Source organism: Terribacillus halophilus, assembly GCF_900162685.1.
Taxonomy (GTDB): Bacteria; Bacillota; Bacilli; order Bacillales; family Amphibacillaceae; genus Terribacillus; species Terribacillus halophilus_A.
Map to the genome: position 1 here is coordinate 352,267 of NZ_LT727827.1, position 26,853 is coordinate 379,119.

The 26,853-nt window shown below is 43.8% G+C and carries 31 protein-coding genes and 1 other annotated feature (1 of these 32 only partly in view); of the genes, 3 read left to right on the forward strand and 28 right to left on the reverse strand.

Features of this window, described 5'->3' with window-relative positions:
• Positions 1-74: 74 nt before the first annotated feature.
• The 14 genes from B1K52_RS02765 to acpS form a co-directional block, all read right to left on the reverse strand.
• The gene (locus tag B1K52_RS02765) at positions 75-671 is read right to left on the reverse strand and encodes a SpoIIE family protein phosphatase (protein ID WP_256855825.1); all 597 of its coding nucleotides are present in this window, start codon (positions 669-671) and stop codon (positions 75-77) included.
• Entirely contained in the window at positions 664-1,455 is a 792-nt protein-coding gene (gene sigB / locus B1K52_RS02770; protein ID WP_077305186.1) for an RNA polymerase sigma factor SigB, read from the reverse strand. The genes B1K52_RS02765 and sigB overlap by 8 nt, the downstream gene beginning before the upstream one ends.
• Positions 1,427-1,903 carry an anti-sigma B factor RsbW gene (gene rsbW / locus B1K52_RS02775; RefSeq protein ID WP_077305188.1) on the reverse strand — a complete coding sequence of 159 codons (477 nt, stop codon included), beginning with the start codon at positions 1,901-1,903 and terminating at the stop codon, positions 1,427-1,429. Before rsbW ends, sigB begins: the two co-directional genes overlap by 29 nt.
• Positions 1,904-1,905: 2 nt before the next feature.
• On the reverse strand, positions 1,906-2,235 hold the full coding sequence (locus tag B1K52_RS02780; RefSeq protein ID WP_077305190.1) for an anti-sigma factor antagonist: 330 nt from the start codon (positions 2,233-2,235) through the stop codon (positions 1,906-1,908).
• A 56-nt stretch (positions 2,236-2,291) separates the two neighbouring features.
• Positions 2,292-3,302, reverse strand: a complete 1,011-nt coding sequence (locus tag B1K52_RS02785; protein ID WP_077305192.1) for a PP2C family protein-serine/threonine phosphatase — start codon at positions 3,300-3,302, stop codon at positions 2,292-2,294.
• Positions 3,303-3,318: 16 nt separating this feature from the next.
• Positions 3,319-3,720: an anti-sigma regulatory factor gene (locus B1K52_RS02790; protein ID WP_077305194.1), complete on the reverse strand. Its 402-nt coding sequence runs from the start codon at positions 3,718-3,720 to the stop codon at positions 3,319-3,321.
• 2 nt (positions 3,721-3,722) lie between these two features.
• Positions 3,723-4,079 (reverse strand): STAS domain-containing protein, encoded by a 357-nt coding sequence (locus B1K52_RS02795; protein WP_038558142.1) that lies wholly within the window; start codon positions 4,077-4,079, stop codon positions 3,723-3,725.
• Entirely contained in the window at positions 4,076-4,948 is an 873-nt protein-coding gene (locus tag B1K52_RS02800) for an RsbT co-antagonist protein RsbRA (protein WP_077305196.1), read from the reverse strand. The genes B1K52_RS02795 and B1K52_RS02800 overlap by 4 nt, the downstream gene beginning before the upstream one ends.
• A gap of 211 nt (positions 4,949-5,159) precedes the next feature.
• Positions 5,160-5,510, reverse strand: coding sequence for a type II toxin-antitoxin system PemK/MazF family toxin (locus B1K52_RS02805; protein ID WP_077305197.1), 351 nt, complete (start codon positions 5,508-5,510; stop codon positions 5,160-5,162).
• Between the two features lie 4 nt (positions 5,511-5,514).
• Entirely contained in the window at positions 5,515-5,790 is a 276-nt protein-coding gene (locus B1K52_RS02810) for an antitoxin (protein ID WP_077305198.1), read from the reverse strand.
• 157 nt (positions 5,791-5,947) lie between these two features.
• Positions 5,948-7,120 carry an alanine racemase gene (gene alr, locus B1K52_RS02815; protein WP_077305199.1) on the reverse strand — a complete coding sequence of 391 codons (1,173 nt, stop codon included), beginning with the start codon at positions 7,118-7,120 and terminating at the stop codon, positions 5,948-5,950.
• A 91-nt stretch (positions 7,121-7,211) separates the two neighbouring features.
• Positions 7,212-8,228: a LolA family protein gene (locus B1K52_RS02820; protein ID WP_077305200.1), complete on the reverse strand. Its 1,017-nt coding sequence runs from the start codon at positions 8,226-8,228 to the stop codon at positions 7,212-7,214.
• A gap of 50 nt (positions 8,229-8,278) precedes the next feature.
• Positions 8,279-9,790, reverse strand: coding sequence for a bifunctional ADP-dependent NAD(P)H-hydrate dehydratase/NAD(P)H-hydrate epimerase (locus tag B1K52_RS02825; RefSeq protein WP_077305201.1), 1,512 nt, complete (start codon positions 9,788-9,790; stop codon positions 8,279-8,281).
• 61 nt (positions 9,791-9,851) lie between these two features.
• Entirely contained in the window at positions 9,852-10,217 is a 366-nt protein-coding gene (gene acpS / locus B1K52_RS02830) for a holo-ACP synthase (RefSeq protein ID WP_077305202.1), read from the reverse strand.
• A gap of 153 nt (positions 10,218-10,370) precedes the next feature.
• Here acpS and B1K52_RS02835 point away from each other — a divergent pair, with 153 nt between their 5' ends.
• Positions 10,371-11,141, forward strand: coding sequence for a rhomboid family intramembrane serine protease (locus B1K52_RS02835; protein ID WP_077305203.1), 771 nt, complete (start codon positions 10,371-10,373; stop codon positions 11,139-11,141).
• Between the two features lie 63 nt (positions 11,142-11,204).
• Here B1K52_RS02835 and B1K52_RS02840 read toward each other — a convergent pair whose 3' ends face one another.
• The 7 genes from B1K52_RS02840 to B1K52_RS02870 all read right to left on the reverse strand — a co-directional run bounded on the left by B1K52_RS02840 (position 11,205) and on the right by B1K52_RS02870 (position 17,374).
• Positions 11,205-11,903 (reverse strand): YqeB family protein, encoded by a 699-nt coding sequence (locus tag B1K52_RS02840; RefSeq protein ID WP_077305204.1) that lies wholly within the window; start codon positions 11,901-11,903, stop codon positions 11,205-11,207.
• Positions 11,904-11,918: 15 nt separating this feature from the next.
• A complete protein-coding gene (locus B1K52_RS02845; protein WP_179106440.1) occupies positions 11,919-13,364 on the reverse strand; it encodes a PH domain-containing protein in 1,446 nt (481 codons plus the stop codon).
• The gene (locus B1K52_RS02850) at positions 13,357-13,836 is read right to left on the reverse strand and encodes a PH domain-containing protein (RefSeq protein ID WP_077305206.1); all 480 of its coding nucleotides are present in this window, start codon (positions 13,834-13,836) and stop codon (positions 13,357-13,359) included. Before B1K52_RS02850 ends, B1K52_RS02845 begins: the two co-directional genes overlap by 8 nt.
• 100 nt (positions 13,837-13,936) lie before the next feature.
• Positions 13,937-15,436 carry a degradosome RNA helicase CshA gene (locus B1K52_RS02855; RefSeq protein WP_077305207.1) on the reverse strand — a complete coding sequence of 500 codons (1,500 nt, stop codon included), beginning with the start codon at positions 15,434-15,436 and terminating at the stop codon, positions 13,937-13,939.
• 324 nt (positions 15,437-15,760) lie between these two features.
• Complete coding sequence (locus tag B1K52_RS02860; protein ID WP_077305208.1) at positions 15,761-16,456, reverse strand: alpha/beta hydrolase; 696 nt, start codon at positions 16,454-16,456, stop codon at positions 15,761-15,763.
• Between the two features lie 26 nt (positions 16,457-16,482).
• Positions 16,483-16,989: a YppG family protein gene (locus B1K52_RS02865; protein WP_179106441.1), complete on the reverse strand. Its 507-nt coding sequence runs from the start codon at positions 16,987-16,989 to the stop codon at positions 16,483-16,485.
• A 109-nt stretch (positions 16,990-17,098) separates the two neighbouring features.
• Complete coding sequence (locus B1K52_RS02870) at positions 17,099-17,374, reverse strand: glutaredoxin family protein (protein ID WP_179106442.1); 276 nt, start codon at positions 17,372-17,374, stop codon at positions 17,099-17,101.
• A gap of 192 nt (positions 17,375-17,566) precedes the next feature.
• Here B1K52_RS02870 and B1K52_RS02875 point away from each other — a divergent pair, with 192 nt between their 5' ends.
• Positions 17,567-18,454 carry an SDR family oxidoreductase gene (locus B1K52_RS02875; RefSeq protein WP_077305211.1) on the forward strand — a complete coding sequence of 296 codons (888 nt, stop codon included), beginning with the start codon at positions 17,567-17,569 and terminating at the stop codon, positions 18,452-18,454.
• 42 nt (positions 18,455-18,496) lie between these two features.
• Here the strand turns inward: B1K52_RS02875 and abc-f are convergent, their stop codons facing one another.
• The 6 genes from abc-f to B1K52_RS02900 all read right to left on the reverse strand — a co-directional run bounded on the left by abc-f (position 18,497) and on the right by B1K52_RS02900 (position 24,418).
• Positions 18,497-20,116, reverse strand: a complete 1,620-nt coding sequence (gene abc-f / locus B1K52_RS02880; protein WP_077305212.1) for a ribosomal protection-like ABC-F family protein — start codon at positions 20,114-20,116, stop codon at positions 18,497-18,499.
• Positions 20,117-20,276: 160 nt separating this feature from the next.
• The gene (locus B1K52_RS18390; protein ID WP_306278107.1) at positions 20,277-20,384 is read right to left on the reverse strand and encodes an RAxF-45 family protein; all 108 of its coding nucleotides are present in this window, start codon (positions 20,382-20,384) and stop codon (positions 20,277-20,279) included.
• Between the two features lie 63 nt (positions 20,385-20,447).
• Positions 20,448-21,341 (reverse strand): diacylglycerol/lipid kinase family protein, encoded by an 894-nt coding sequence (locus tag B1K52_RS02885; protein ID WP_077305213.1) that lies wholly within the window; start codon positions 21,339-21,341, stop codon positions 20,448-20,450.
• An 84-nt stretch (positions 21,342-21,425) separates the two neighbouring features.
• Positions 21,426-22,766: an Nramp family divalent metal transporter gene (locus B1K52_RS02890; protein WP_077305214.1), complete on the reverse strand. Its 1,341-nt coding sequence runs from the start codon at positions 22,764-22,766 to the stop codon at positions 21,426-21,428.
• A gap of 126 nt (positions 22,767-22,892) precedes the next feature.
• The gene (locus B1K52_RS02895) at positions 22,893-23,213 is read right to left on the reverse strand and encodes a thioredoxin family protein (RefSeq protein WP_077305215.1); all 321 of its coding nucleotides are present in this window, start codon (positions 23,211-23,213) and stop codon (positions 22,893-22,895) included.
• 65 nt (positions 23,214-23,278) lie between these two features.
• Entirely contained in the window at positions 23,279-24,418 is a 1,140-nt protein-coding gene (locus tag B1K52_RS02900) for a CapA family protein (RefSeq protein WP_077305216.1), read from the reverse strand.
• Positions 24,419-24,547: 129 nt separating this feature from the next.
• Between B1K52_RS02900 and B1K52_RS02905 the strand changes: the two genes are divergently transcribed.
• A complete protein-coding gene (locus tag B1K52_RS02905) occupies positions 24,548-25,012 on the forward strand; it encodes a cupin domain-containing protein (protein WP_077305217.1) in 465 nt (154 codons plus the stop codon).
• Here the strand turns inward: B1K52_RS02905 and argS are convergent, their stop codons facing one another.
• A complete protein-coding gene (argS, locus tag B1K52_RS02910) occupies positions 25,013-26,695 on the reverse strand; it encodes an arginine--tRNA ligase (RefSeq protein ID WP_077305218.1) in 1,683 nt (560 codons plus the stop codon). It abuts the gene before it with no gap.
• Positions 26,696-26,738: 43 nt separating this feature from the next.
• Positions 26,739-26,853: a binding site (T-box leader), on the reverse strand (it continues 102 nt past the right edge of the window).

A 26,853-nucleotide genomic window follows, 5' to 3' on the forward strand; every position in this document is an offset into this window, starting at 1 on the left:
CTTCTGATATGACTATTGTAGCAGAATTGCCGATTAGATAAAAAAAGGATCAGCACCATCAAGGGGTACTGATCCTATTCCGTATATTTCATCGCAATTAAAGTGACGTCGTCTTTATGAGGTTTCTGTTTTGAACAAGCGAACATATCACGTATTTTCCTGACATCCTTTTCTTTAAAAAGATGCTGTGTCAGTTCATTATCCGTAACACCATCCGAGAACATGATGAATATCATATCGTCCTGCAACAGTCCGCGAGAAACTTTGTATTTCCGCGGATAACCGGCAAGGAATCCCTGACTGGGAATACACCGTTCCCTTTTACCACCTGTAACGGTCATAATTCCGATATTCCCAATCGATGTAAAGGAGTATGTTTCCGAACGATAGTCCACTTTCAAGATACCAAGAACGACTCCTCGTTTTCCTACTAATACTTCATTTGATTTTCTAATTAGTTCATCAATACCGCTATGAACGTGGTCACGAATGACATCGACGACTACCTGAGAGGACTCTTTAGCAAATTCCCCGCTGCCAAGCCCATCTGCCAGCACACAAATAAATTCGTACTCTGATTCATGGTAGAAGTAACTGTCCCCACAATAATAGTTGCCTTTCTTAGGCTCTTGAAATGCAGATACATCCATATGCTGATAAGATTCACTCAAAATTGTCAGCACCTTCAGCTTGCAGAGCTTCCCGCAATTTCCGCAGTGCTCTCCGCTGAAGACGCGACACATGCATCTGAGAAATACCGAGTCTTTCTCCTGTATCTTTTTGGCTCATGTTCTCAAAATAGGTGCATCGAAGAATTTCCTGTTCCCGTTCACTAAGAATTGGCAGTACTTTTTCCAGCAGCATTCTGCGGTCAATGTCTTCGTAGCCGTTATCCTGAGAGCCTACCAAATCAAGAATTGCTACTGTACTTCCGTCCGAGTCGGCTTCAATTTTTCGATCAACAGACAATGCTTTATAGCTTTTCCCCATCTCCATCGTCTCTAGAATATCTTCTTCAGATACTTCCAGATAGGCAGCAATCTCTGCTACTGTTGGGGAATGTTGGTTAGAAGTTGTCAATTCATCAATTGCTTTGCGAATTTTCGGACCAAGCTCCTTGATACGTCGAGGAACATGGACACTCCACGTCTTATCTCTGATAAAACGCTTGATTTCCCCAATAATTGTAGGAATAGCAAATGATTCAAAGGACTTACCGAATTCCGGGTTATAGCGCCGGATTGCCGCAAGCAAACCGAGCATGCCGACTTGAACCAAATCTTCATGAATAGAACTGTTTTTCGAATATTTTCGTGCTATGGATACAACAAGATCTTTGTATGTGAGTACGATTTTTTCTTGGATTTCTTCATCTGTGGGATTTTTTTGCAGATGATCTATCCATGCATAAACCTCATCCTCACGGTTATTGTGTGGTTGAGATTTGGTCGTCATCTAGCCCCACCTCATTTTCATGAAGGTATTTCGTCATGAGGACGATCACTCCGGAATCACTGTTGATTTCCACTTTGTCCATCAAAGCATCAATCAGGAATAAGCCGAATCCGCCCTCCCTAAGTTGTTCGATGGGTTCTGCAGCTTCATATGGGCCAATGTTCTGCTTCACTTGATCCAGATTAAAGCTGCCGCCATGATCTGCAACCATTACTTCAAGCCGATTCTCATAAACACCGAAACCAATCGTAACTTCGCCATCTTCATCTTTTTCATAAGCATGGTTTACAGTGTTTGTTACGGCTTCAGAAATCGCCACCTTCAAATCCTCAATATCTTCATAAGAAAAGCCCATCCGGTTTGCGACACCTGAAGAAGTCAGCCGAATCACACCTACGTATTCTGGTTTTGCCGGTACTTTAATCTCGATAAAATCGAAAGATTCCATAATTAATAGCCACCTTGTACTGTTTTGTCAACATCGATCACATCAATCAAGCCTGTAATCTCGAACAAACGGTATACACGGTCTTGCAGCTGTACGAGCTTCAATTCACTGTTGTTCTCTTTTGTCGACTTTAATCCGCTCACGAATACGCCTAATCCAGTACTGTCCATATAATTCACTTGCTCCAAATTCACTTCCACTTTGTTGCCCTCTTTCTCCGTGAGGGACAACAGTGTTTCTTTTAATTTAGGAGCCGTATATGCATCTATTTCACCAGCTAAAAGAACAATTGATTTGTCTTTTTGTTCTTGTACGTCAACAGTTAAGTTCATCATGTACCTCCTAATGGCTAGTTACCATTTCTATGTAATACCCGTTTGTTCTTTGTTTAAACATCTTTTTTGATAATAATTAATGTGAAATCATCGCGCAGATGAAAATCCTGGAGTTTCTCGAAATGTCTGTACACGCTCTCCACCAATTCCTGCGCCGGAAGATGGGAAAAGCTTTTAATTACTTCAAGCACTTCTTCACTTTCTATAAATCGATCCCCTTGACGGCATTCCGTTACACCATCCGTCAAGAGAATAATCATATCTCCAGCATGAATCTCTCTCTCATACTGACGATATTGTGCTGTATCTGTCACGCCAAGAACGACACCTTTTGCTCGAATTTCTTCAAATGTATCGTCTGCAGCATGATAATAAAAACCTGGTTCATGACCGGCCGATGAATAGGAAATCGTGCTGGCAGCCGGATTAAAAAGAGCATAAAACATCGTAATAAACATACTTGGGTCGACGTTCCGTTCAACTACTCGATTAAGACTTTCTAATATTTCACTTGGATTTTTATGCTCAGAAGGAAAACTCTCCATTGCATATTTGATCATCGACATACATAGCGCAGCAGGGATACCCTTCCCGATTACATCTGCAACTGTTATGCCGACAGTACCATCCGCATGATGAATAAAGTGATGATAGTCACCATTCATCTGATTGGCTGGAACACTTACAACCCCAATGTCAAAGCCGTCTACATCCGGTTTCACTGTTGAAAGTAATGTGTTTTGCATGCGAGCTGCCACAGAAATCTCAGATTTGATCTCAAGCTGCGCTTCACGCAAATCCTGAAATTCCTGCAGTGCCAGACCGTATGAAATCATGACCTCCAGCAAAAAGCTCATCGAGTGCTGTATGTTCTCTGGAAGATCTGGGTAAATTCCTTCCAGTGCATTGATATGTGTGTTGATGATCTCCTCCAGCGATATATTGTGCTGTATGGAGCGTTTACTAATTTGCTCTGCCTCGTACAAGGCAGACTCATCTTGTGTATCGATGTATTGCTTTAGCAATTGCCGATAGTGAGACAGATCTAGCTTTAGCGCATCCACCTGACATCATCCTCCTCTAGCGAACCCATTTGACGACTCGGATCTCGGTCCCTTCGCCTTCTTTTGATGTGATATCGAATTCATCCATCAGACGTTTTACACCTGGAAGACCTGCGCCCAGACCTCCAGACGTGGAGAAACCATCCTCCATTACCTGACTGATATCTTTTATACCGGGACCTGTATCTAGGGAAACAATGCAGATACCGCGCGAGCCGACATTCTCTACCTCATCAAAGCAGATTTTGCCGCTTCCGGCATATAGGTAGATATTACGGGCAAGCTCCGAGATAGCTGTCGCAATCCGAGCTTGGTCAACAATCCCAAAGCCAAGCTTTTTCGAGAAGTCGCGGCCAAACTGTCTTGCACCGACAATGTCCCATTCTTTCTGTATATTTACACAGGTTCTGAAGTCCATGATCACTCCTCCAGTTCCTGGCGCAGTTTAATCAATCCTTGTTCTAAATCTAATGCTGTTGTTACCTCATTCAAATGGATTCCCAAGTCAATAAGTGTAACTGCTACAGCTGGCTGGATGCCTGTCAAAACGACTTTTGCCCCCATTAAATCTGACATCGTCACAACGTCACCCAGTACCTTAGCGATGAAAGAATCAATAATATCAACTGATGTCAGGTCAATAACAACCCCCGTTGCACCGCTCTGATGAATTTTATTGAGCAAGTCTTCCTGGAATTGGATGGCTGTCTGGTCATCCAAATCAATTTGAATGCTGATCAGCAAGTAATTGTGCAGCTTCAATATTGGAATTCTCAAGATTGTTCACTCCTATCAAGCGAATCGATCAGCTCTTCTATAGTCTGTTCTTCGCTGTTTGTTTGTACGATCATCTGATTCGTCATTTCTAATGCTGCTGTGAAACCTTTACGCAAAGAACTTTTCGTCGGGAACTTACTAAGATCTATCCCTAAGTTGACAATTGTCTGCGCAATCTCCGGACGAATACCAACCAAGATACAAGTAGACCCCACTAATCTAACCGCTTCTGCAGCTTGGATAATATGATGCGCCACCATTGTATCAACGACAGGAACTCCGGTAATATCAATCAACACAACTTCGGCATGATGCTTGATAACACCATCTAATAAATTCTCCATAATAAACTTTGCGCGTTCCGTATCAATTGTGCCGATAAGCGGCATAACGGTTATGTTCTCCATGACAGGAATTAACGGAGCTGACAACTCCTGCAGCGCCACTCGCTGAAGCGATACGGTATTCTCCCAGCTTCCGGAATATTCATTCACTAGCTGATTGATGATTGGATTGACGAGCTCGTCCACATTCCGCAGTACTTCTGGAACAGATACTTCCAGCTCATCATGCTCAATGAGGAACTCCGTCGCAACCCTTTTAAAGAGCTGCAAACCATCTGTTAAATAACTAAGCGGCCAACCCAGATTAATTACACGCTCTGTAAAGCTGTCCAAATCAGAAGTCAAGCTTTCCTTTTCTACACTGCCGAATATAATATTAACGAATTCACGATTCGTATTTTCGAATAGATCCTGTGAAATAGACGAATTTGTGACATCCTTCTGCTTTTCTGCGACTTCTTCGAGCCACATATGAACTAGGTTGTTACTATTATCAACCAAGATCTCCTTTAGTTTCTTTGCCATCATGAAACCCCCGTATTGTAACGTTCACCTTGTCAAAGGCTGTAATAGCCGCAGTCGTTTGCTCAAGGTCACTTTTATCTACTTATTAATCTAACACCTATAAGGCCGCCTTGCCAACATGGCGTCTTCTTATTTAGTATATACTATTTTCCAATATGACTGAAATCATATAAAAAAAGCCCTTACGTTTACCGTAAGGGCTGGTCCGCACCTAGAACTCTGTAAGGCCGAGACTTATTTCGAGAGCTCGATTGATATTCTCCATCATTTGCGTATCAAGCTGTGTAATCTTGTCTGTCAGTCGCTGCTTGTCGATTGTTCGGATCTGTTCCAGAAGAATGACGGAATCCCGTTCAAAACCATACTTCTTGGCATCAATCTCCACATGTGTCGGCAACTTGGCTTTTTGGATTTGCGCCGTTATCGCCGCTACGATGACTGTCGGGCTGAATCGGTTGCCGATGTCATTCTGCAGGACCAATACCGGGCGCACTCCCCCCTGTTCTGATCCCACTACCGGGGACAGGTCGGCGAAATATACTTCGCCTCTCTTTACGATCAAAGGCCTACACCCCGCTTACAAGGCGCTCTAACGTTACTTCTGCCTCCTCTTCAGCTTGGAAAGCTTCTGAAGCGATATTTAAATTAATACGTGCCATTTCCATATAACCTTTTTGCATGGTTTCACGGATATCTTTTCTTTCTTGCACGTATGATTTCGTTGCTTGATAGAAGAAATGATCGAGACTATTGTTATTGTTCTGCATCAAACCATCCACCTCATTTAGGAGTTTCTTAGGCAGCTTTACAACGATTTCTTGTAAGCCTTCGGACACAACCATACACCTCCACCAATTCGCTCGGGTCGTTTCTGTAAAAATCCATTCTCATCATACCATCCGAGCCGGCTATTTGCAAAGGACCCTCCGGTACTTTTTGATAAAAAAAACCTATTTTAAACAAAAAAGTATGAAGGATAGGCTGACTTCCTGCCGAAAATTAGAATGTTCTGCCAGAATACAGTGTATTTGCCACTTCTACAGTCTGACCGGCATGTTTGTAGACACGCGGCATTCGGGCACCGATAAGACACGGAACTTCATAATTTATCGTATCAACCCAGTCTGCTGCTTCATCCATGCTGATACATGCATCTTGCTGCGTTCCGATCAGAACAACTTCCGTACCAACAGGGTACGCTCGATCGAGCTTTACCATACATTGATCCATGCATACTCTTCCAACGATCGGCATCCGCTTACCATCTACAAGCACCTCAAAACCTTGCATTTTACGAATCCATCCATCTGCATAACCAATAGGCAGTGTACCGATCCATTCTGGTCCGTCTGTTTCATAGGTTGCACCATAACTTACCGCTTCATGCGCTTCAAGCTGTTTCACATGCACAAGTCGGCTGTGCAGCGAAAACGCTTGTCGAAGTGAAATTGGATGCTCTTTCTTAACCGTCTTTGACGGGTAAAGTCCGTACATGCCAATTCCGAATCGGACAAAATCTCCATCCTCGGCGGCAAAGCGCATGCTGGCTGCACTGTTATCGGTATGAATAGTGACTGGATCATTCCATAATTTCCGCAATGTTTTCAGCAGTTCATCTAACTTGCTTCGCTGCCCTTCAAAGTACGCTAAATCTGCTTCGTCTGCTGTTGCAAAATGCGTAAAGACCCCTTCCAGATGGATAGAAGGATCTTGCAGTAACGAGACAACTGAACGAATCTCTTCTGAGGTGCGAAACCCAATTCTGCCCATTCCTGTATCCAGCTTCATATGGAGACGAAGTGTTTTTGTCAGTTGCAGCGTACGCACTGCTTCCAACCAATCCTTACGGTAAAAGGTCAGCGTAATATTGTGATCTGCAGCGATTGCAGCATCTTCCGGACGTGTTGCTCCCATTACGAGAATAGCGGCTTGGATTCCAGCTTGGCGCAGGTAAAGCGCCTCATCCAAAAAAGCGACTGCCAATGCTGATGCACCTGCATTTAACGCTGCCTGTGCGATCTGTACATATCCGTGTCCATATGCATTCGCTTTAACTACCGCATAGATTCCTTTATCTTCTCCGATATGTTCTGCCAGTTGCTTTATATTATATTCAACATCATCAAGATTTATTTCAACCCAAGAATCTCGATAAAAATGGTCAATCTGCATTACATGTCATCTCCTAAATTATTTACCTCGTCTATTATATGTATTATAACAGGAAAACAAAAAAGCAGACGGATGTCGTCTGCTTTCTTCGTTATTTGATTGCTTGACCGCTTATAGAAGTAGCAATTTCCTGTATCTCTTCTCGTGTCAGTTCTTCACTGGCAAGCATATAATCCACGCCATTTTGTGTCCATGTCAGACTCGAAGAAGTGATAGCGCCGACAGTAAACCCGAGACTGTAAGGCTCACCAGATGCAGGAATCGCTGCAGCTGATACCGCGCCAGACACATCTGCTGGTTCTTGAATTAATGTGAAGTTCTTCTCCCCTTCGTAAGTGAGAATCACTCGCTCCTGTCCGTCTGCATTGACTTCCTTCTCTTCTGCAAGCGTAGCTCCCGCCGTTTCTGTCGGATATAATACAGTCAATCCTTGCTGCTCAGCTGGAGCTGCTGATGCCGGGGTACCTGATACAGAACTCGTCATATTGTTTTCCAGCTCGAAATCTTTCGCTTCAAACTTCGGATCCAGTTTAAATGATGCAAAGCTCACTTCTACCATTGGCTTTTTGTCTTTATCCAAAACTTTAACCAGTTCGGGTGTGTATGTTTTTTTATTAAAGTAAATTTCCTGATACGGCAGCGTCGTATTATTCTGGTACGTTGTCTTCGTACGGAAAATATAATGCTCTTCTGTCATCTCAAACGTCGCATTGCTGTCTTTCAGCACATCTTGTACGAGCGACTGAAACAAGTAAGGCTGACTGCTGTTATAAGGCCATTCGCTCTGAAACTTAAAGCTTTTTTTCATGGCCGGTGTAAGCACGAATACACCATCTTTGTTTCGCAGAATCACTTGGCTGCCTTGTTCATCTGTCCCATTCTTCAATAAGACCCGGTAATTGTCATCCTTTTGATACCAGATATCAATTCCGTAAGCTTGCTGTTCTTCTCCTGTGTTCAGCTTCATAGTGGCTTCTGCTTTGTAGCCTTTCATTTCAGCTGATGTTTCTTCCAGCTTTTTCACTACATCCTCCTGAGAGGCCTCGCCGCATCCGGCCAATAGAAATAAAAAGGCAGCAAAGACGATCATACCAGCAAATTTCTTCATGGTCACACTCCTTTGTCAGCTATAAAGCGAACAAAGAGAACATGCCACCGTTATAAGGAAATGTCACGAAAGACTTTGGCCAGCCCTTTCATCAAGTCTGTTGCCAAAAGATCTTGCTGCGAATGCGTATCTTCTACCAAGACATCCGCTGCTCTTCCATGGACATAGACACCGTTTGCAATGGCTTCCAGAGGATCTTCATGCTGCATGAGCATGGCTAGCAGGATACCGGAAAGAACATCACCGCTGCCGCCTTTCCCCAAACCAGGGTTGCCCGTTGTATTGACAAGCTGGGTGCCATCAGGTGCGGTAACGATTGTATACGTTCCCTTCAGCACGAGATAGACCTGATAGACAGTCGCAAATTTCCTAGCCAGTTCAAATGGCTGTTCAAGAAGCTCTGGCACTTTTATGTCCAGCAGCATTGCCATTTCTCCAGGGTGCGGCGTTAAAATGGTCGGTGCTTGTCTATTACGCAGGATCTCCAGATCGGATTTGATGTGATACAGGCCGTCTGCATCCAAAAGAACAGGAACTTCAGCTTGTTCCAGCACTCTTTTCGTCAGCGCCGCTGTATCTTCTCCTCTGCCCATCCCCATCCCGGCAACTACTGCATCGTATGCGCTCACATCCAAGCTCTCCGTATCCACTATCACACCGTTCTCTCCAGCCAGGCTAGTAAATGTTGCTTCTGCCAAATGAGACAGAACAGACGGAATGACCTGCGGAAGCGTACCGACAGTAAGCAATCCTGCACCAGCCCGAAGAGCAGCCATGCTTGCCATGGTGACCGATCCTGGCATTTCTGTTCCTCCTCCAATGAGGAAACCCTTCCCATGTGTCCCCTTATGAGCGAAAGGCTGCCTAACAGGGAATGTCCGCTTCACGTCCTCTTTTGTCCATGTGCGGGCACCAGCTTGTCTGCCTAAGTATGCAGCTGGCAAGCCAATGGATACAGTTTCCCACTTTCCATAAAACGGAGCCGTCTTTTGGATAAAAGCAGTAGGTTTTGGCGCTTCTATAATAAAGGTATAATCTGCTCGTATGGCTTCTTGGAAATCCACTGCATCATCTGCAGGAACACCGGAAGGCAGGTCAACAGCCAAAACAAGCGCATTTGTGCTGTTAACTGCTTGGATCGTCTCTGTATACGGACTTCGTAAAGCCCCCCGTACACCTAAACCTAGCATTGCATCAATGATGACATCTGCCGATTTTAGTGACGACTGGAAGGTATCTGCCTCCACGTCCGCCACATGACCGCCAAGCCGGTTATATAACTGCTGATACAGTGCCGCATCTGCCGTTAAATTACGGCCGACTTGAACAGCCGTCACATCATATCCTTCATTTAAGAGCGTCCTAGCTACAACGTATCCATCGCCGCCATTATTGCCAGACCCACAGAGGACAAAGATCCGGTCCGTGGTTCCGATCAGCGGTTTCATTTTCTCAGCAATAGCCCGGCCAGCAGATTCCATTAAGATGCTGCCGCTAATTCCGATATCCTCCATCGCATAACGATCTACTTCGTACATTTCCTTTGCGGTGACAATATACACGCTGTTCCCTCCTACCCGCACTACAATTTATGAGACATGTCCAAGAAATATGCAGACAAGTCTATTCGCCTTGCGTGATGATTACTTGTGCTGCAGCATACGTATCTGAATGTGTAATAGATAAGAAAAAGTGTTCTCCCGCTTCTGAATCTGCAGCTTTCAGAACCGGCGCTCCAGCTGCGTTCGGCAAAATCTCGATATCTTGCAGACCAAGACTTCCTAAACCTGTTCCGCGCGCTTTCGCGTAAGCTTCCTTTGCAGCGAAACGCCCTGCGGCGAATTCTGCTTTTCGTTTTTCAGACGTAAGTGTTTGATAGTGCGCTTTTTCTTGATTTGTCAAAATTCTATCCAAAATCCGATTGTTTCGCTGGATTGCTTTTTGGATTCGTGCTAATTCTGTAATATCTAAACCGATACCCTTTATCACCGTCAGACAACCTCCCTTCGTTCAGATTCTCTACCGTGTATTGTACCCTATATGTATAAAAGCAGGGAGTAAAGATATAAGATGTTATGACAAGCATTTTTTATTGTTATACGCTAAGCTGTAACCTAAGAAAGCTATGAAGGAGGAATGGCATTGTTCCGCAGAACCGAGAACTTTAAAGAATATTTATATGCATACCCTGTTATTAGTTCAATTGTGGGAATCAACTTGCTTCTTTGGATTATCACTGGCTTGTTTTCCAATCCATTAGGAAATAGCATTTACCAGTGGGGTGCTGGTGTAAACTTACTCATCTCCTACGGGGAATATTGGCGTCTTTTCACCCCGGTTTTTTTGCATGCGCCAGGCAGTATCTCGCATGTTTTATTTAACTGTTTTTCGCTTGTTATTTTTGGGCCGGCTTTGGAACAGATGCTCGGCAAACTAAGATTCATCCTAATTTATTTACTAACCGGGATTATTGGTAATGCGGTTACCTATGTATTGGATCCGTACAGCTTTGTGAGTCATATCGGGGCGTCTGGTGCTATTTACGGACTATTCGGCATCTACTTGTTTATGGTTCTTTTCCGCAAGCATTTAATTGATGCAGCTAACGCACAATTAATTGTTATTATTTTTATTGTTGGTATCATCTTGTCGCTGTTCTCTGCCAATATAAACCTTACCGCCCATCTAGCAGGCGCGGTAGCAGGATTTGTCCTGGCACCTCTTTTCCTCTTAAAAGCACAGCCATTCTCCATTTACCGAAACAAACGTCCCAAGGAGCGTGAAGGAGACACAGGCTTTGATCCGAATCGCTGGAAAAAGCGGCCGTACGGGAGACGAACCAATAAAAAACTCATCTTGTGGATTATCATTGCAGTCTTAGTGCTTATCGGGATTTACGACTATATGACGTAAAATGAATGTCAGAAATAAACCGGGAGCCTCCAAGTCTCCCGGTTTATTTTATATCTTACCTTTTTACCCATTCTGCTCATTCTTGGAGAGCGTATTGTCCATACGGATATACTGACCGCCTTTACGATCCTTTATTGCTATCCCAATTTTCGCTAAATCCCTTTGTAACTGCCTCGCTTTCGTTTCTTCGTCATCTTCGAGGTATTCTTTTCTAGCACGAAGCAAGCTATGCGCAGCTACTGGTACTTGTAAATCACTCTCTTCCCATCGGCGATAATCTGCTAAATAGGGATCATCATAAAACCATGGATATCCTAAGGAGAGAAACGCTTGCGCAATTGTCTCTTTATTACCATCATACGCTTCTTTGTACATCTCATTCTCTTGCCGCCCCACCAGTACGAGTGATTTACCATCCAAATAGACAGATTGAATATCTTCTTTCCGAAAGCTGTCTTGTGCTTTTCGAATTTTAAGCAAGACAGCTTCTTTATTAATGATGACTGTTAATGTTTCATAAAATATGAACTGAGATAGAGCTATCCCAGCGACTGCACCTATTATGCATAAGATGGCAGAAGCTGTCATTCCTGAATAAGAAGCAATCTTTTCAACAAGACCTTCGTAAGGAAGCCAAGGCAGCTTTAATATCCATTTAGCGATTACCGGCAAATACCAGCCAATAATCGCCCCTAAAATAGGCGGTATGACATGTATGGCCGCCCTTTCCATTTTCGTTAGTCCTAATTCTGTATCCTGCAAGGTTCATTTTCCTCCTTAGCTGCGGAAGGAGTACCAGTCAGCTGCTGCCTGCGCATCCTGTTCCGCCAAGTGCCTTACTTTAAAACTGCTGCCCGCTGCTCCGCCTGAGGCAACAGAAATCTTCACTGTCTCTAATTGCTTTTTCGATTGAAAATAATGCTGTGATTCTCGAAATGCCTGCACTTTTTTACGCGGCACATGCACCGTAACACGTGACAATTCCCGGTAGCGCATGGACAGCATATCTGCTGTCCATGACACGCCTGCATCCTTATAGTCCAATACACAGAACCAGATTGTAAGTAAGATAAGCAGGATAGCGAAAAGACCATACCAGTTAAAGAAATACATCAGAACCCCAGTTATGAGCACAGAGATTAGTATCGGAATGAAGGCATAACGCAGCCGAGCTCGTTTCGGCGGCTTCCGGAATGCCGTTCCCATCACATATCCTGGTATGATTTCTTCTAAGAAACGATGCAGTTCAGACCTTTTCAGCAGCGGGAAAAGAATTGTCGAGAAGCTATGTTTATCCGATTCCGCCCCTCCCCCTGCAATCTCTGCACTAACCGCCAGTAAGCCGAATGGCTGACGGAAAATATTTTCTTCGATTTTCAACGCTTGAATACGATGTAACGGAATGGTGATTTCTCGTTTTTCCAGCAACCCACGTCGGATGAATAACTCTTCCCCTTGCTTGGTTATCTGGAAGAAACAGTATTTAAAGACAGTCCCGACCATCGCTATCATCCATGTAAGCGCTAAGCTGCCAATAGCAAACAAGATAGATAACACAAGGCTTTGCTCCAGCAGCCAATCAAATACAATAGAGTAGATATCGAAGTTGGCTATATTATCTAACTGCTGTGAAATAGCAAACAGAAAACCGAAAAATACACCTGTCCCGCCAGAGGTGGCAGCGGCAGCCAATAGACGCCGGAAACTAAGTTGATAACCCGCCCGCTTGTCAGAAAGAAAATCCTCATTTGATTCAGCAGTTTCCGTACCTTCCTGTTCCTTTCGCTTTACAAACTGCTGAATTGCGACAGCATCATCTTTGGAAAGGGCACCTATTTCTCCTTCTGCCTTTTTCCCGCCACCTGCTGTTTGCACTTCCAGTTTAACAATCCCGAATAGGCGATGCAGTATATTGGCACTTGTATTTACAGACTGAATCCTGTGTTTGGAAATGTACCGTTTTTTCCGAACAAAAACCCCTGATTCAAGGCGCAATTCATCTGCTTCGATACGATACGTAAAACGATACCAATGGAGGAAGGCAGTAAGTCCGCTTACTAACAATACTGCTCCAATAAGCGCGAAAGGACTCCACCAAAACATTTCACTAAGATTTTGAAAAAATGCTATAAAGCCTACAACTAATGGTATGATGGCATCTTTGATCAACTTCAACATCTGGAGTATGATACTGATTGGATGCATGCGTTTTGATTCAGACATCATCTTCCTCCACACGAGCCAGCGTTCCAATGCGATCGCGCAGCTCTAGTGCTTCCTCCAACAGCAAAGCAGGTATCCGATGTGTTGTTGCTGCTGTCGAAATAGATACGGTTGCCAATTTAAATCCTTTCAATACCGGTCCTTGCTCCGTATCAACATGCTGTACACGAATCATCGGCACAATCGTTTGTGTGACAATAAAGATGCCGTGCTGTATGTATATTTCCTGTTCAAATACTTCATAACGCCATCTTCTCCAACGAATACTAGGAAGCAGCCAAATAAAGATACATGAGGCCAATACAATGAGTGCCCATCCAATATAGATAATATATGTCGGAATAGACCAATCATCCATAAAATAGGTCAGCACACCTGCCGCAATAGCCAGCACCAACATGGAAAGACCCGCATTAATCCGCCATACCTTTTTAACGCTGGCAGCAATTCTGTTACGTGGTTCTCTTTTCATTTTCTTCCCTCATTTCCTCTTTTCATCATACGATTAAAATGGAAATTTGTTTCAAAAACAACAAAAAAAACAGACACCGAAGCTGGTGTCTGTTTTTAAATTAATTACTTTCGTTATTACGCTTACCACGGTAGCCGCCGCTCGTGCGTTTGCCTTGTCCTTGGTAGTTACGGCTTCGTGATTTACCGCCGTTATTGCGTCCGCCGCCAGAATTGCGTCGGTCGCCGCCGCGGGAACCGCCGCCACGATATTTTTTCTTATCTTTGAAGTTGCCTTTAACACTGATAGGAGCGATAGAAGTAATGCGTACCGGTGCATTACGACGTTCTTTCGTCAGCATTTTCAATGCAGCTGCCACAACTGTCTGTGCATCAAACTGATTGATCAGCTCGTCTGCTTTTTCGTTGTAAGCTTGCAAATCTTTGCTTTCAATCGTACGCATCATTTTTTCAATAGCAATTTGCTGTTGACCTTGTGCTGCTTCATCATTAGTTGGTGCAGTTTTACGCGCAATCTTGCTCTTTGTAGTCTTTTCGATCAAGTGCAGATGCGGAACTTCTCTAGGCGTGATGAAGGAGACAGCTTGTCCGCCTTTACCAGCACGGCCAGTACGTCCAATACGGTGGACATAGCTTTCCGGATCCTGCGGGATATCGAAGTTATATACGTGCGTTACGCCAGAAATATCAAGACCACGTGCTGCTACATCAGTTGCAACTAATACTTCTACGCGGCCATTTTTAAATTTGTTCAACACGGACATACGCTTGCCTTGTGTAAGATCGCCATGAATACCTTCTGCGCGGAATCCGCGAGCTTGTAAACCTTCTGTTACTTCATCAACACGCTTTTTCGTTCTGCCGAAAATGATTGCCAATTTTGGCTCATCAATATCAAGCAAGTTTGAAAGTGTATCGAATTTTTGTCTTTCTTGTACTTCAATATAAGACTGGTCAATATTTGTTACAGTCATCTCTTTTGATTTTACTTTGACTTCTGTAGGGTCTTTCATTAATTTTGTACCGATATCACGGATTTCCTTCGGCATTGTTGCACTGAACAGCAATGTCTGACGCTCTTCTGGAATAGAAGAAAGGATTTCACGGATATCATCAATGAAGCCCATGTTTAGCATCTCATCTGCTTCATCCAATACAGCAGTATGAACACCATTGAAATTAATTGTTTTACGACGGATATGGTCAAGCAGACGTCCAGGTGTCGCAACGACGATGTGCGGACCTTCTCTTAGGGCACGAATCTGACGTTCCATGTGCTGACCGCCGTAAACTGGAAGTGTTTTGATACCTTTGAATTGGCCAAGACGGTGCAGCTCTTCTCCTACTTGGATAGCAAGCTCACGCGTTGGTGCAATAACTAAACCTTGAATTTGGCGTTTAGAACGATCGATTTTGCTGATCATCGGAATACCGAAGGCAGCAGTTTTACCAGTACCAGTCTGTGCTTGACCTAGTACGTCTTTTCCTTCCAATGCGGAAGGAATTGTTTCGGCTTGAATTGGCGTTGCTTCTTCAAACCCCATTTTATCTAATGCTTTTAAAATTGGTTCAGAAATACCTAATGAACTAAATGTTGTCAATTTCTATTTACTCCTTTATATAAAAAAAGTCTCACTGATGAAGCACGGCAGTTATACACAATAAAAAAGCCTTCTCCACGCTAAGGAAGAGGCTTTAAGCAAGCATTCATTGGATTTAATTATAGTAACACACTATTTGTCCGAATTCTACCTATATCTATGATTACACGTATATAGACGTGTATATTAATCATAAAGCCCTTCCAAAATAAACATACGTTTTGGAAACTTCTATTCGCTTTTCAAGCAGCAGGTCTACCGGCATTCTCAGCTTAACTCTTATTTTCTCCCTGGAGAAGGATATTAAACACACTTGCGCAAATTTCAAGCTTCCAGTAAGAATTCATCCACTTGGTTGCATATCTGGTCAATATCCGGCCCCAGACAAATTAAATGCTTTGATTCATCAAACAGTACCAGCTTTTGATTGTCCGAACCTAAGTGCTTATGCAAATACTTGACCGTCCGGTACGGTACCGTGCTATCTTGAATTCCCTGTACGAGAAAAACCGGACAAGAAACATTCGGAAGTGCTTTTTTTGTGTAATCAATACATTTTTTGAATTCCAAAAATGCACGGAGCGGCACCTTCCCCCGCTTCTTTTGCCGAAGCATATTCAGGTCATCTAACACTTCACCTGATAATGATTTTTTCATACACTGCAACATCTCTAAGGTAAGCAGTTTCCAATTGAGGTATTTACCTGAAGCGGAAAGCAGTACAAGTTTGTCTGCACCATATTTCGCTGCTAAGTGGCTCGCAATCATCCCCCCCATTGAAAACCCAATAACATAAACAGTTTTGCAATTTTTGGCCAGTCGCTCATATGCTTCTTCGGCAGCTTGAATCCACTCCTTGTATCCAACATCCTTCAGACACAGTTCATCTGTTTCACCGTGCCCTGGCAGTGCAACCATTTCCACCTGCCATTCCGTATGCTGATTGCGGAGATACTGGGTAAGCGGCTCCACCTCATACGTTCCGCCGGTGAAGCCATGGATACATAATATTCCTGTCATACGATCATCTTCACTTTCCCTTTGTATTATTTCAATATACTTAAAAAAGAGCCTAATGATTTTACAATAGGCGAAACTTGCTGGACTGTTGTCGCCATTTGCCCAACTGTAGACATCATTTTGTTAATATCCATCTGTCCGTTCTTATCTTGGAAGTACGATGCCAGCCCTTTGGTAAGCTGGGCTTGCTGTTTAGGTTGATACACATTTGTTGGCTGGGCGTACGCATGCCAATACGGCGCAAGCGGCGGTTTCTTAAAGTATTCATACGGTGTTGTTGCTGTCTGCTGCGGGGGCAGCGTTTGCTGCTCTCCCCATTGGCTGAATTGTTCAGGTGGATAGGGGTTAAAAAGATACGGGTCGGTTTGTCTCTTAGTATCACCAACACCATCATTTGTTTGCATCTGTTCTTTATTATAATACTGCGGAGCCGGATTTGTCTGGTAAACTGGCTCGTAATAATAACGCTGACGGCCATCGCTCATCTGCTGTTCCTGTGGGGAGCGCGGCGCTGCCGAATTGTAATAGTACATCGTCCACACGCCTTTCCTGTTTCTCCTACATCGTATGTTGGGCGAAGGCAGGGCGTTAATTATCATAAAAAAAGAAAGCAAAAATCACGTTTGTCCGCTGATTTTTGCTTCAATAACTAATTTGAGTCCGTGTGGACCGCATTCTATTTATAAGCCCAAGCACTTGCTGGAGCCTGTCTCTCTGGAAACCATGCACTTTCTCACCGTTTACAAGGACGAGTGGCGTGCTGTATATGGAATATGCCTGCATCTCTTTCAATAAAGCCGGCGAATCGGTAACATTCTTTAAATTGTAGGAGATATTCCACTCATCAAGCTGCTGTACTACTTCATCGCATTGCTTGCAATGGTCACTGATGTAGACGTCCACTTTGCGATGCTTCATTATCATTTCTCCTTTAATCTCTTACTAGATTCTATTCCATATTTTACCCAGTGAGACGGGTCATTAAAACATCAGATGCTGACATTTCTTTTTTCTTTTTTTGTAAGCCTTTACTTTGCAGAAATACAGTTTGAACTCTTTTCTGTGTGGTACCAGTAGTATATGCAATTAATCAAAAAGGAGCTGTTTGACATGCCAAAAGATCCAAAAACACAATATTACCATGATACATTTCCGAAACAATTTCAAGACGCCCCTGGCCTGCAAAAAGAGATGGAACCAAAACCGGATTGCGGCGAAGAAAGCTATAAAGGCTCCGGTAAACTAAACGGCAGAAAAGCACTTGTGACAGGAGGAGACTCCGGTATCGGCCGTGCCGCCGCTATCGCTTATGCACGCGAAGGCGCGGATGTTGCCATTAACTACCTTCCCGAAGAGCAACCAGATGCAGAGGAAGTAAAACAATTAATCGAGGAAGCAGGCAGAAAAGCTGTCTTAATTCCTGGCGACCTAAAAGATGAAGATTTCAACTACAAACTAGTCGAAGAAGCGCACGAGCAATTAGGCGGTCTTGATATCCTTGCTCTTGTAGCCGGTAAACAGCAAGCTGTTGAGGATATTGCCGATCTTCCTACTGAGCAGATAAAAGAAACGTATGAAACAAATGTTTATCCGCTATATTGGCTGTCAAAAGCTGCAATTCCGCATATGCCAGCTGGTTCTTCCATTATTACGACGACATCTGTTGAAGGCTTCAACCCTTCTCCGATGCTATTGGATTATGCTGCTACAAAATCAGCGATTATCGGCTTTACAAAAGGACTAGCGAAGCAAATTGCTGATAAAAGCATTCGCGTAAATTCTGTTGCGCCAGGTCCAATTTGGACACCGCTGCAAATTTCCGGCGGACAGCCGCAAGAGAACATCCCGGAATTCGGCTCAAATACGCCGCCGACACCTATCGGCCGTGCCGGACAGCCTGCCGAGCTTTCCAGCGTATATGTATTCCTTGCTTCTGAAGAATCCAGCTATGTAACTGCTCAAGTGTACAGCATTACTGGCGGCATTCCGACTGCTTAAACAAAAAAGCTGTGAGCGTGTGCTCGCAGCTTTTTTGTTGTTTTATTTTACTGCTTTCCAATGGTTCTTCGTTTGTTCATACGTTCCGATATGCCGGTGCAATACACCGTCTTCCAAATAAGCTGTATGAGAAAAGCAAGCATTCAGCAGATGCCGATCATGGCTGATTCCGATGACCGTTCCATCAAATCGCTCCAACGCTTCCTCCAGAACTTCTCTTGACTCTAAATCCAGATGATTTGTCGGTTCATCCAAAACGAGCAGGTTAATGCCTTCATGCATGAAAATGGCCAGCTTCAGGCGCATCCTCTCTCCCCCGCTCAACCGCCCAATTGGCTGAAATACTGTATACCCATAAAACATAAATGATGCCAGCATATGCCGTGCTTCCGCTTCAGCTACAGAAATGACAGATCGAAAATAATCAATCATGCGCATGCTGGCATCAGCTTCTTCTAATGGGTGCTGCGGTAAATACCCTGCATGAACTGCACCGCCAAGCTGCACACTTCCACGATCAGCAGTTAAGTCTCCAAGGATAATTTTGATGAGTGTCGATTTTCCGCTTCCATTATCCCCGACAATTGCTAAACGTTCTTTATAGCGGAGATGAAGCGAAATATCACGTAATATATCTCTTTCTCCGAAACGCTTACTGATTGACTCCAAACGAATGACATCTTCTCCGCTGCGATTTTCAGCAGCCAGCTGAAGTTTCATCTTGGCAGGATCGATATTTGGTCTGTCGAGTTTCTCCATACGGTCCAAAGCACGCTCCATATTTCGCGCTCGCTTATGCAGTCCTTCATTCGGTGGATTAGCTTGGTTGGCCCATAATTTCAGGCGCTTGATTGTTTCTTTCATTTTCTTAATTTTCTTCTGCTGTTCTTTGTAGGTTTCAAACTCCTGCAGCAGCTTTGCCTCTTTTTGATTCAGATAGGAGGTGAAATTACCGGTATAGATTGTTACCTCTCCGTCTTCTAAATCTGCAATTCGTGATACAGTGGCATCCAGAAAATACTGATCATGCGAGATTACACAAACAGCACCGTGGTAATTCGCCAGGAAATTTTCCAGCCATTCAATTGCTGCGAGATCAAGATGATTCGTCGGCTCATCCAGCAGCAATAAATCCGGCTGCTGCAAGAGCACGTATGCCAATCCTACCTTTGTTACCTCCCCGCCGCTGAGCTTCTCAAAAGGCTCTTCCAGCAAATGGCCAATATGCAAGCCATTGGCCGTCCGTGCTATTTGAGCGTCCATTTCATACCCACCTGCTTCTGAGAATATAGTTTGAACTTCTCCGTATACATGAAGGGCTTTTTCCAGTTTCTCCGGGTCCAGCATCTGTTCTTCCAGCATTTTCATTTTCTCCTGTAAAGCTGCCAATTCACGAAAAGCACCTGCCAAGTATTGCCGAACAGTTCCGTCTCGACCGCCAGGTATTTGCTCTAAATAGCCTATCTTAGCATGCTTACGTATAAACACTTGCCCATCATCACAAGCTTCCACGCCTGTGAGCAATTTAAAAATAGTCGATTTCCCGCTGCCATTCCTGCCTACGAGTCCAAGTTTTTCTCCTGGTTTTAATTCAAAGTTAAGGTTGTCAAACAACAGATTTCCGCCCATGATTTTCTTTACGTTCTTTAGTGTAATTAACATCGCTTATCCGCTCCTTTTTTATAAAAAAAGTCAGACAGCAAGACTGTCTGACTCTGGCAAATTCGAAAAAAGGGTACAAAAAAACCACACGCAGGGTGTGGTTCTCTTCACGCCTATTTTATTTGTCGTAGAGAAATAGATCCTGCACATTATTCAGTATTCAGTTGGTAAAAAAGGGCATACGTATCCCGTTACCAACAAAACCATGAATAATCGCGCGGCGATGCAATAGATTTTGATCTGCTTCACGCGAAATATTGTGCAACATCTGATTCCCCTCCTTTTCCTTATAATTATTTCCAGTATATGTGTTCAAGAGCAAATTGTCAAACTATTCTCCAACAATCATTTCCAGATGACTAGGATGGATGTTAATCTCCCCAGGTGTTTCTGCATACACTTCTCCGTCCATATCAACCGGCTTACCAGCAGGGGACAAAATACGGACGCTTTCCGCATCCTTCATTTCTACTTCGGTGAGTTCAGCCAAATCTGTTTTATCTTGCTTTATTTGGAGAAGTTGTTTAAAGCTTGTGAGCGTAGAATTCTTCACGATACAAAGCTGCAATTTGCCATCATCCGGTCTGATTGCTGAACCCGCCATTTCTCTTGTCCCAATAAATCGGCCATTCATCACTAAAATCATCACAGCTTCACCAGTAGCTTTCTCTCCATTCACCTCTATTTCATACGTAAAGGGCTCGACTTGATTAATTGTCCGCAGTGTACTAATAAAATAGGAGAGCACTCCCCAATTAGACTTTTCATTTTCATTTATATTGTTGGAAGTGTCAGCAATCAGCCCCATTCCCCAAAAGTTCAAGAAATAGGTGTCCTCATATTTCCCGATATCAATAGCAGCTGTCTGTCCGTCAGCAATCGTCTGTGCTGCTTTTTTTAAATTCTGCGGAATACGAAGCATACGACTGAAATCATTGCACGTACCACCTGGAATAATAGCCAGTTTCGGACGGACGGAAAGAGGAGCTATCGCATTAATTACTTGGTGGATAGTCCCATCGCCTCCATGAATAATCAATAAGTCTATCTTCTCTGCCATCTCCTTGCAGTAACTCACTAATTCCTCCAGATCCTTGGTTTGCATAATTTCAAGTTGTTTTACTGCTGGCGAAATCTTTGGAAGTGTCTGTCCAAGTTCTCGTTCCATTTGATTGTTGTCCATATTTCCATTTATTACATAAGCAGCATGTCCAAAAGTCTGCATCGTTCTTCACTCCTTTCCTCTTATGTTCCCTGCAGCTTTTCCTCTCTAAACTAAAGCAAGAAAAAAGCCGGCTGATAGCCGACTTTACAACGCGTGACCTGTCACAATCATATATCCGAGCATGAAGGCATTTAGACAGACAATCAATCCTGTCGCTGTCCAGGCCAGGATTTTGATATGCAGCTTATTCGCAAATGACCCCATTTTCTTTTTGCTGCTAGTGAACAAGACCAATGGTATAACAGCGAATGAGAGCTGCAGGCTAAGAATGACCTGACTCCATACGAGCAAATCGCCAGTACTTGACGGACCGTAAATACCAACGAAAATCAAAGCAGGAATAATTGCGATAATTCGCGTGAACAAACGTCTTACCCACGGTTTGATCCGAAAACGAATGAAGCCTTCCATGACAATCTGTCCCGTCAATGTTCCTGTAATTGTTGATGACTGACCGGACAAGAGCAGAGCAAACCCGAACAGGAAGCTGGCAGCGCCAGCACCCATCACCGGGGTAAGCAGCTTATACGCTTCCTCGATACCTCCGACATGCTCTCCAATAGTATGGAAAGCAGCTGCACCTAAAATAAGAATCGCTGAATTAACGAAGAAAGCGACACCTAGCGAAAAGGTCGAATCAATATAAGCAAAACGAACTGCTTCTTTCTTCCCTTTCTCTGTATCATTGTAATTTCTTGTCTGCACAATCGAAGAATGCAGATATAGATTATGCGGCATAACTGTTGCTCCAAGTATACCCAGTGCCAGGAACAATAACGATGGATTCGTAACAATTTCTGCTGATGGAATGTATCCTTTTAGCGCTTCAGATAAGGCAGGGTGAGAGAAAATCATTTCAAATAAGAAACAGCCAGCTATTGTGACCATCAATACAGTAATAATTGCTTCCATCCAGCGGAATCCTTTTTTCTGCAATAACAAAAGAAGCAAGACATCCAATGCTGTAATAATAATTCCGATCATAATAGGTATATGGAAAAGTAAATTAAGCGCTATCGCCGATCCGAGTACCTCGGCCAAGTCGGTAGCGATAATCGCAAGCTCTGTCAGCAGCCACAGCACAACCACTATTTTGGGATGAAATGCGTCTCTAGTTGCCTGTGCTAGATCCCGCCCAGTAGCAATACCCAGCTTAGCCGCAAGACCTTGCATGAGCATGGCAATTAAATTAGAAAGCAGTACTACAGCAAGCAGTGTATACCCAAAGGATGACCCTGCTGATATAGATGTCTCCCAGTTGCCGGGGTCAATGAAACCGACAGCTACAAGTACACCAGGCCCCATAAAAGCAAATAGCTTCTTAAAGAAATGCCCATTCTCTGGTATTGCCACACTATGATTGGACTCTTCCAGACTCTTGTCGCCAGTCTTCGTGAGCCAGCTCTTATCCCTTTCTTTTCCCATAAGAAATCGCTTCTTTCTTGTTGTATAATAGCGTAAGTTTACCAAAGGAAACATTTTTAATCAAGGAAAACACAACTATACAAAAAGAGCTTTCCCGGTTATCCAGGAAAGCTTTCTTTCTCCGACTTATCCAAGCTGCTGCTGAAGAAAAGCAATAACTTCTTCTGGAGATTTTGCATTTGCGCTGTGTAAATGCGCCAGTTTTTCACCGTTTTGGAAGATTAGGATGCTTGGTATCCCCATTACTTCCTGCTCAGAAGCAACGTCAGGTACTTCATCATTATTCAGCTCAAACCATTTATAATTGCCATATTCCGCAAGAACTAGGTCAATAAACATGTCCATACGCTTACAATCCGGGCACCAGTCCGCGAAAAACTTCACGATAACCGGCTCCTCGCTAGCAATAACTTCATTAAATCTTTCTTTTGTGTTGATATGTTCCATTCTCGGTTTCCCCCTTTTGCATGTCTTACTAAAGATACGGTACACGACGGAATGAAAGCAAGCAGTTAGCTCTCGGGCGCTTCTTCTATAAACGTAAGCTCAGGAACTAACTTTGCCATATGTTTTTTCTTCGCCTCATATGCCGTCTTCATTCCTGGTAGTTGATACATAGGTTCAATGCGATAGTCATGCCAATTCGTAAAGGTTAAATAAGTTAAAAGCATACGTGGATTCGCGGCTGTGACAGTCTGTCCCTCTTTTTCTAAATCAAATTGGAAAGCAGCTCCTATACGCCGATCCGTCTCTTCTTGCGCTGCGATAAAGTTACCTAGCGAATAGATGGCAAGCGTCTTATTGCCATCTTTCCCTGTCAGCCATTGTACTGGCTGCAGCACATGCGGGTGGCTGCCTAATATTGCTGTTGCACCTTCGTCTGCAACCAATTGGACAAGTTGTTTTTGCTCTTCATTTGGATTATCTTGATATTCGGTACCAAAATGAAGGCTGACAACAGTTGCATCAGCTGCTTGCTTTGCTCGTTTTATATCGTCTTTGATTTTTTGCTTATCTATCAAATTAACAAGATAATCTTTTCCCTCTGGCACCGGAATACCATTCGTGCCATACGTATAGCTGAGAAATGCGACAGAAATGCCTTCCGGTGTAGTTTCAATTGTTAGTTTTTCACCATCCTGCTTATTTGCATACGCTCCAGTATATGCCAAGCCAATCTTTTCATACTGTGCAGCCGCATGCTTAATACCGGCTTCTCCTTGGTCTAACGTATGGTTATTGGCCATCGTAACAACATCTACGCCCGCATCCTTCAAAGTATCGCCAATTTCATCTGGACTGTTAAAGGTTGGATACGTGGACACACCGATCGCTTCTCCTCCCATGATGGATTCCTGATTTGCTACCGTGAGCGTCGTCTCTTTTAAGTATAGTTTAACTTCTTGAAACATCGGGGCAAAATTATAGCCTGTCTCATTTTTCGCTTCTGAATAAATAGAGCTATGCAGCAGTACATCCCCAATAGCTGTAACAGAAATAGCTTTTTGAACCGGCTCCTTCTTCGCCTCCAGCTCTATTGTATTCTGCTGTGCGGCTTGGACTGCTTTTGCTTCCTGTTTCGGCGTACCACCGCCGCATGCCGTTAACATAACCAGAATTGCTAATCCAATTGTAATCGCTGTTTTATTCATTCTCCGCCGCCTGTCTGTGCGTATTTTACTAGTATTATATACGCAGAACAGGATGAAAAACAGCACTTTTTGTAGAAAATGGTATACATTCCCCGTTAACATGGGGAATGATTACAAAGGAGATATCGCATGCTAACATTTTATTTTCATGACGACGGCACCTATCCAAACAGCAAACTGCCTGTGCTGTATCATCCTGACAGCATCCGCGACACCGATACAATGCAAGAAGTGTTCCGCGCGAATAACTGGAAGAACAGCTGGATAAACGGAATCTTTCCTTATCATCATTATCATAGTACTGCCCACGAAGTTCTCGGTGTTCTAAGCGGGCATGCTACCGTCCAGCTAGGCGGGCCCGCAGGCGAACAGATGCAACTATCACGCGGCGATGTGATTGTGCTGCCAGCAGGAACGGCGCATAGACGGCTGCAGCAAACTGAAGATTTTCAAGTAATCGGTGCTTACCCAGACGGCATGTTCTTTGATACAAAAACAGACAAACAAGGTGAATACCAACAAGCATTACAAGAAATTCATAACGTCCCGCTACCGCAGCAAGATCCTGTTACTGGAGACTCAATTTGGCGTTAACTACATTTGTTTTGGAGCTCCGATGCCGAGAAGACGTAGCCCTTCTGCTAAAACAGTTTTGACGGCAGTGACGATGGCTAATCGAGCTGCCAGCTTTTCGTCTTCATTCAAGATACGTACTCTGCCGTAATAGCTGTTAAACACTTGCGCTAGGTCAATCACGTATTTTGCGATACGGGAAGGATCGTAGTTAACCGCTGCATACGTAACAGCCTCTGGGAACTGAAGCAATTGAGATAGAATTGGCCATGCCTCTGCAGCGGTATCTTTATCAATTTCCGAATTGGCAAGATCCATCTCTCTTTTGGCAAGCAGTGTGCAAGCACGGGCATGGGTATATTGTACATATGGACCTGTCTCTCCTTCGACTCGAAGCATATCCTCAAGTGAAAAATCAATATCATGGATACGTTCCTGCTTCAAGTCGTGAAATAACACCGCACCCACGCCTACTTGTCTTGCCACTTCAGCTTTATTGATTAAGCTTGGGTTCTTTTTGGAAATATTAGCGTCTGCAAGCTGTATAGCCTGTTCTAATACTTTGTCCAGAAGCACAAGCTTTCCCTTACGAGTCGACATTTTTTTCCCATCCTGTAGTACCATACCAAATGGAATATGGGTAACACCATCCGACCAATCATATCCCATTTTCGTTAGGACGATTTTCAGTTGCTGGAAATGCAGACTTTGCTCATGCCCGACAACGTATAAACTTCTCGAGAAGTTATAGCTTTCCTTGCGGTAGATTGCTGCTGCAAGATCGCGCGTTGCGTAAAGTGTTGCTCCATCTTTCTTTTTGATCAAGCTAGGCGGCAGATTGTATGCATCTAATTGGACTACTTGTGCACCTTCCGACAAACTGAGCAGCCCTTTTTGTTCTAGTTCTTTGACAACGCGATCCATTTTATTATTATAAAATGCCTCTCCTGCATCTGAATCAAACTTCACGCCCATCAGCTCATACACACGCCCGAATTCTTCCATTGACACATCACGGAACCAGCGCCAAAGCTTATTTGCGTATGCGTCTCCCTGCTCCAATCTGCGGAACCAGTCTCGCCCTTCTTGAACTAGCTGCTCATTTTGTACGGCTTCTTCATGATAACGAATGTACAGCTTCAGCAGCTCCGGAATCGTGTTCCTGCGAACTTTCGCTTCATCTCCCCATTTCTCATACGCACAAATTAATTTGCCAAATTGCGTTCCCCAGTCTCCAACATGATTAATTCTTACAACCTGATAGCCCTGTTTTTCCAGCAAAAGACCTATGCTGTTGCCGATCACAGTAGAGCGAAGATGCCCCATTGAAAACGGCTTGGCGATGTTTGGAGATGACAAATCAATTGTCACCACCTCCCCCTGTCCAACCGTTGTACTTCCATACGCAACTTGCTGTTGTTGAATCGTTTGCAGCACCTGGCTGGCTGCATGTTCTTTGTTAAGCGTGAAATTCACATAGCCTCCCATTGCCTCGATAACAGAGAATGCTGGGTTCGATAGATTTGCTGCTAGTTCACTTGCAATATGCTGCGGCGATTTTCTCTTTTCTTTCGCTAATGCAAAACAAGGAAAAGCATAATCTCCATGCTGCAGCTGCTTCGGTCTTTCAATCAGTTTCGCTGTTTCTTCGGTTGATTTGTGCAGTGCTTCAGCTACTAGTTCAGCTGCAATTGATTTGTACATGTCTCATTCCTCCTAAAATAAAAATAACCCGTCTCTTCCATTTGGAAGAGACGGGTTATTCCGCGGTACCACTCTAATTGTCTTTTACAGACCAGCTCAACTTGATAACGAGATTGATATCCCGGCAGCCCCTACTTTTCCGTACGTTCAAGGCTGCT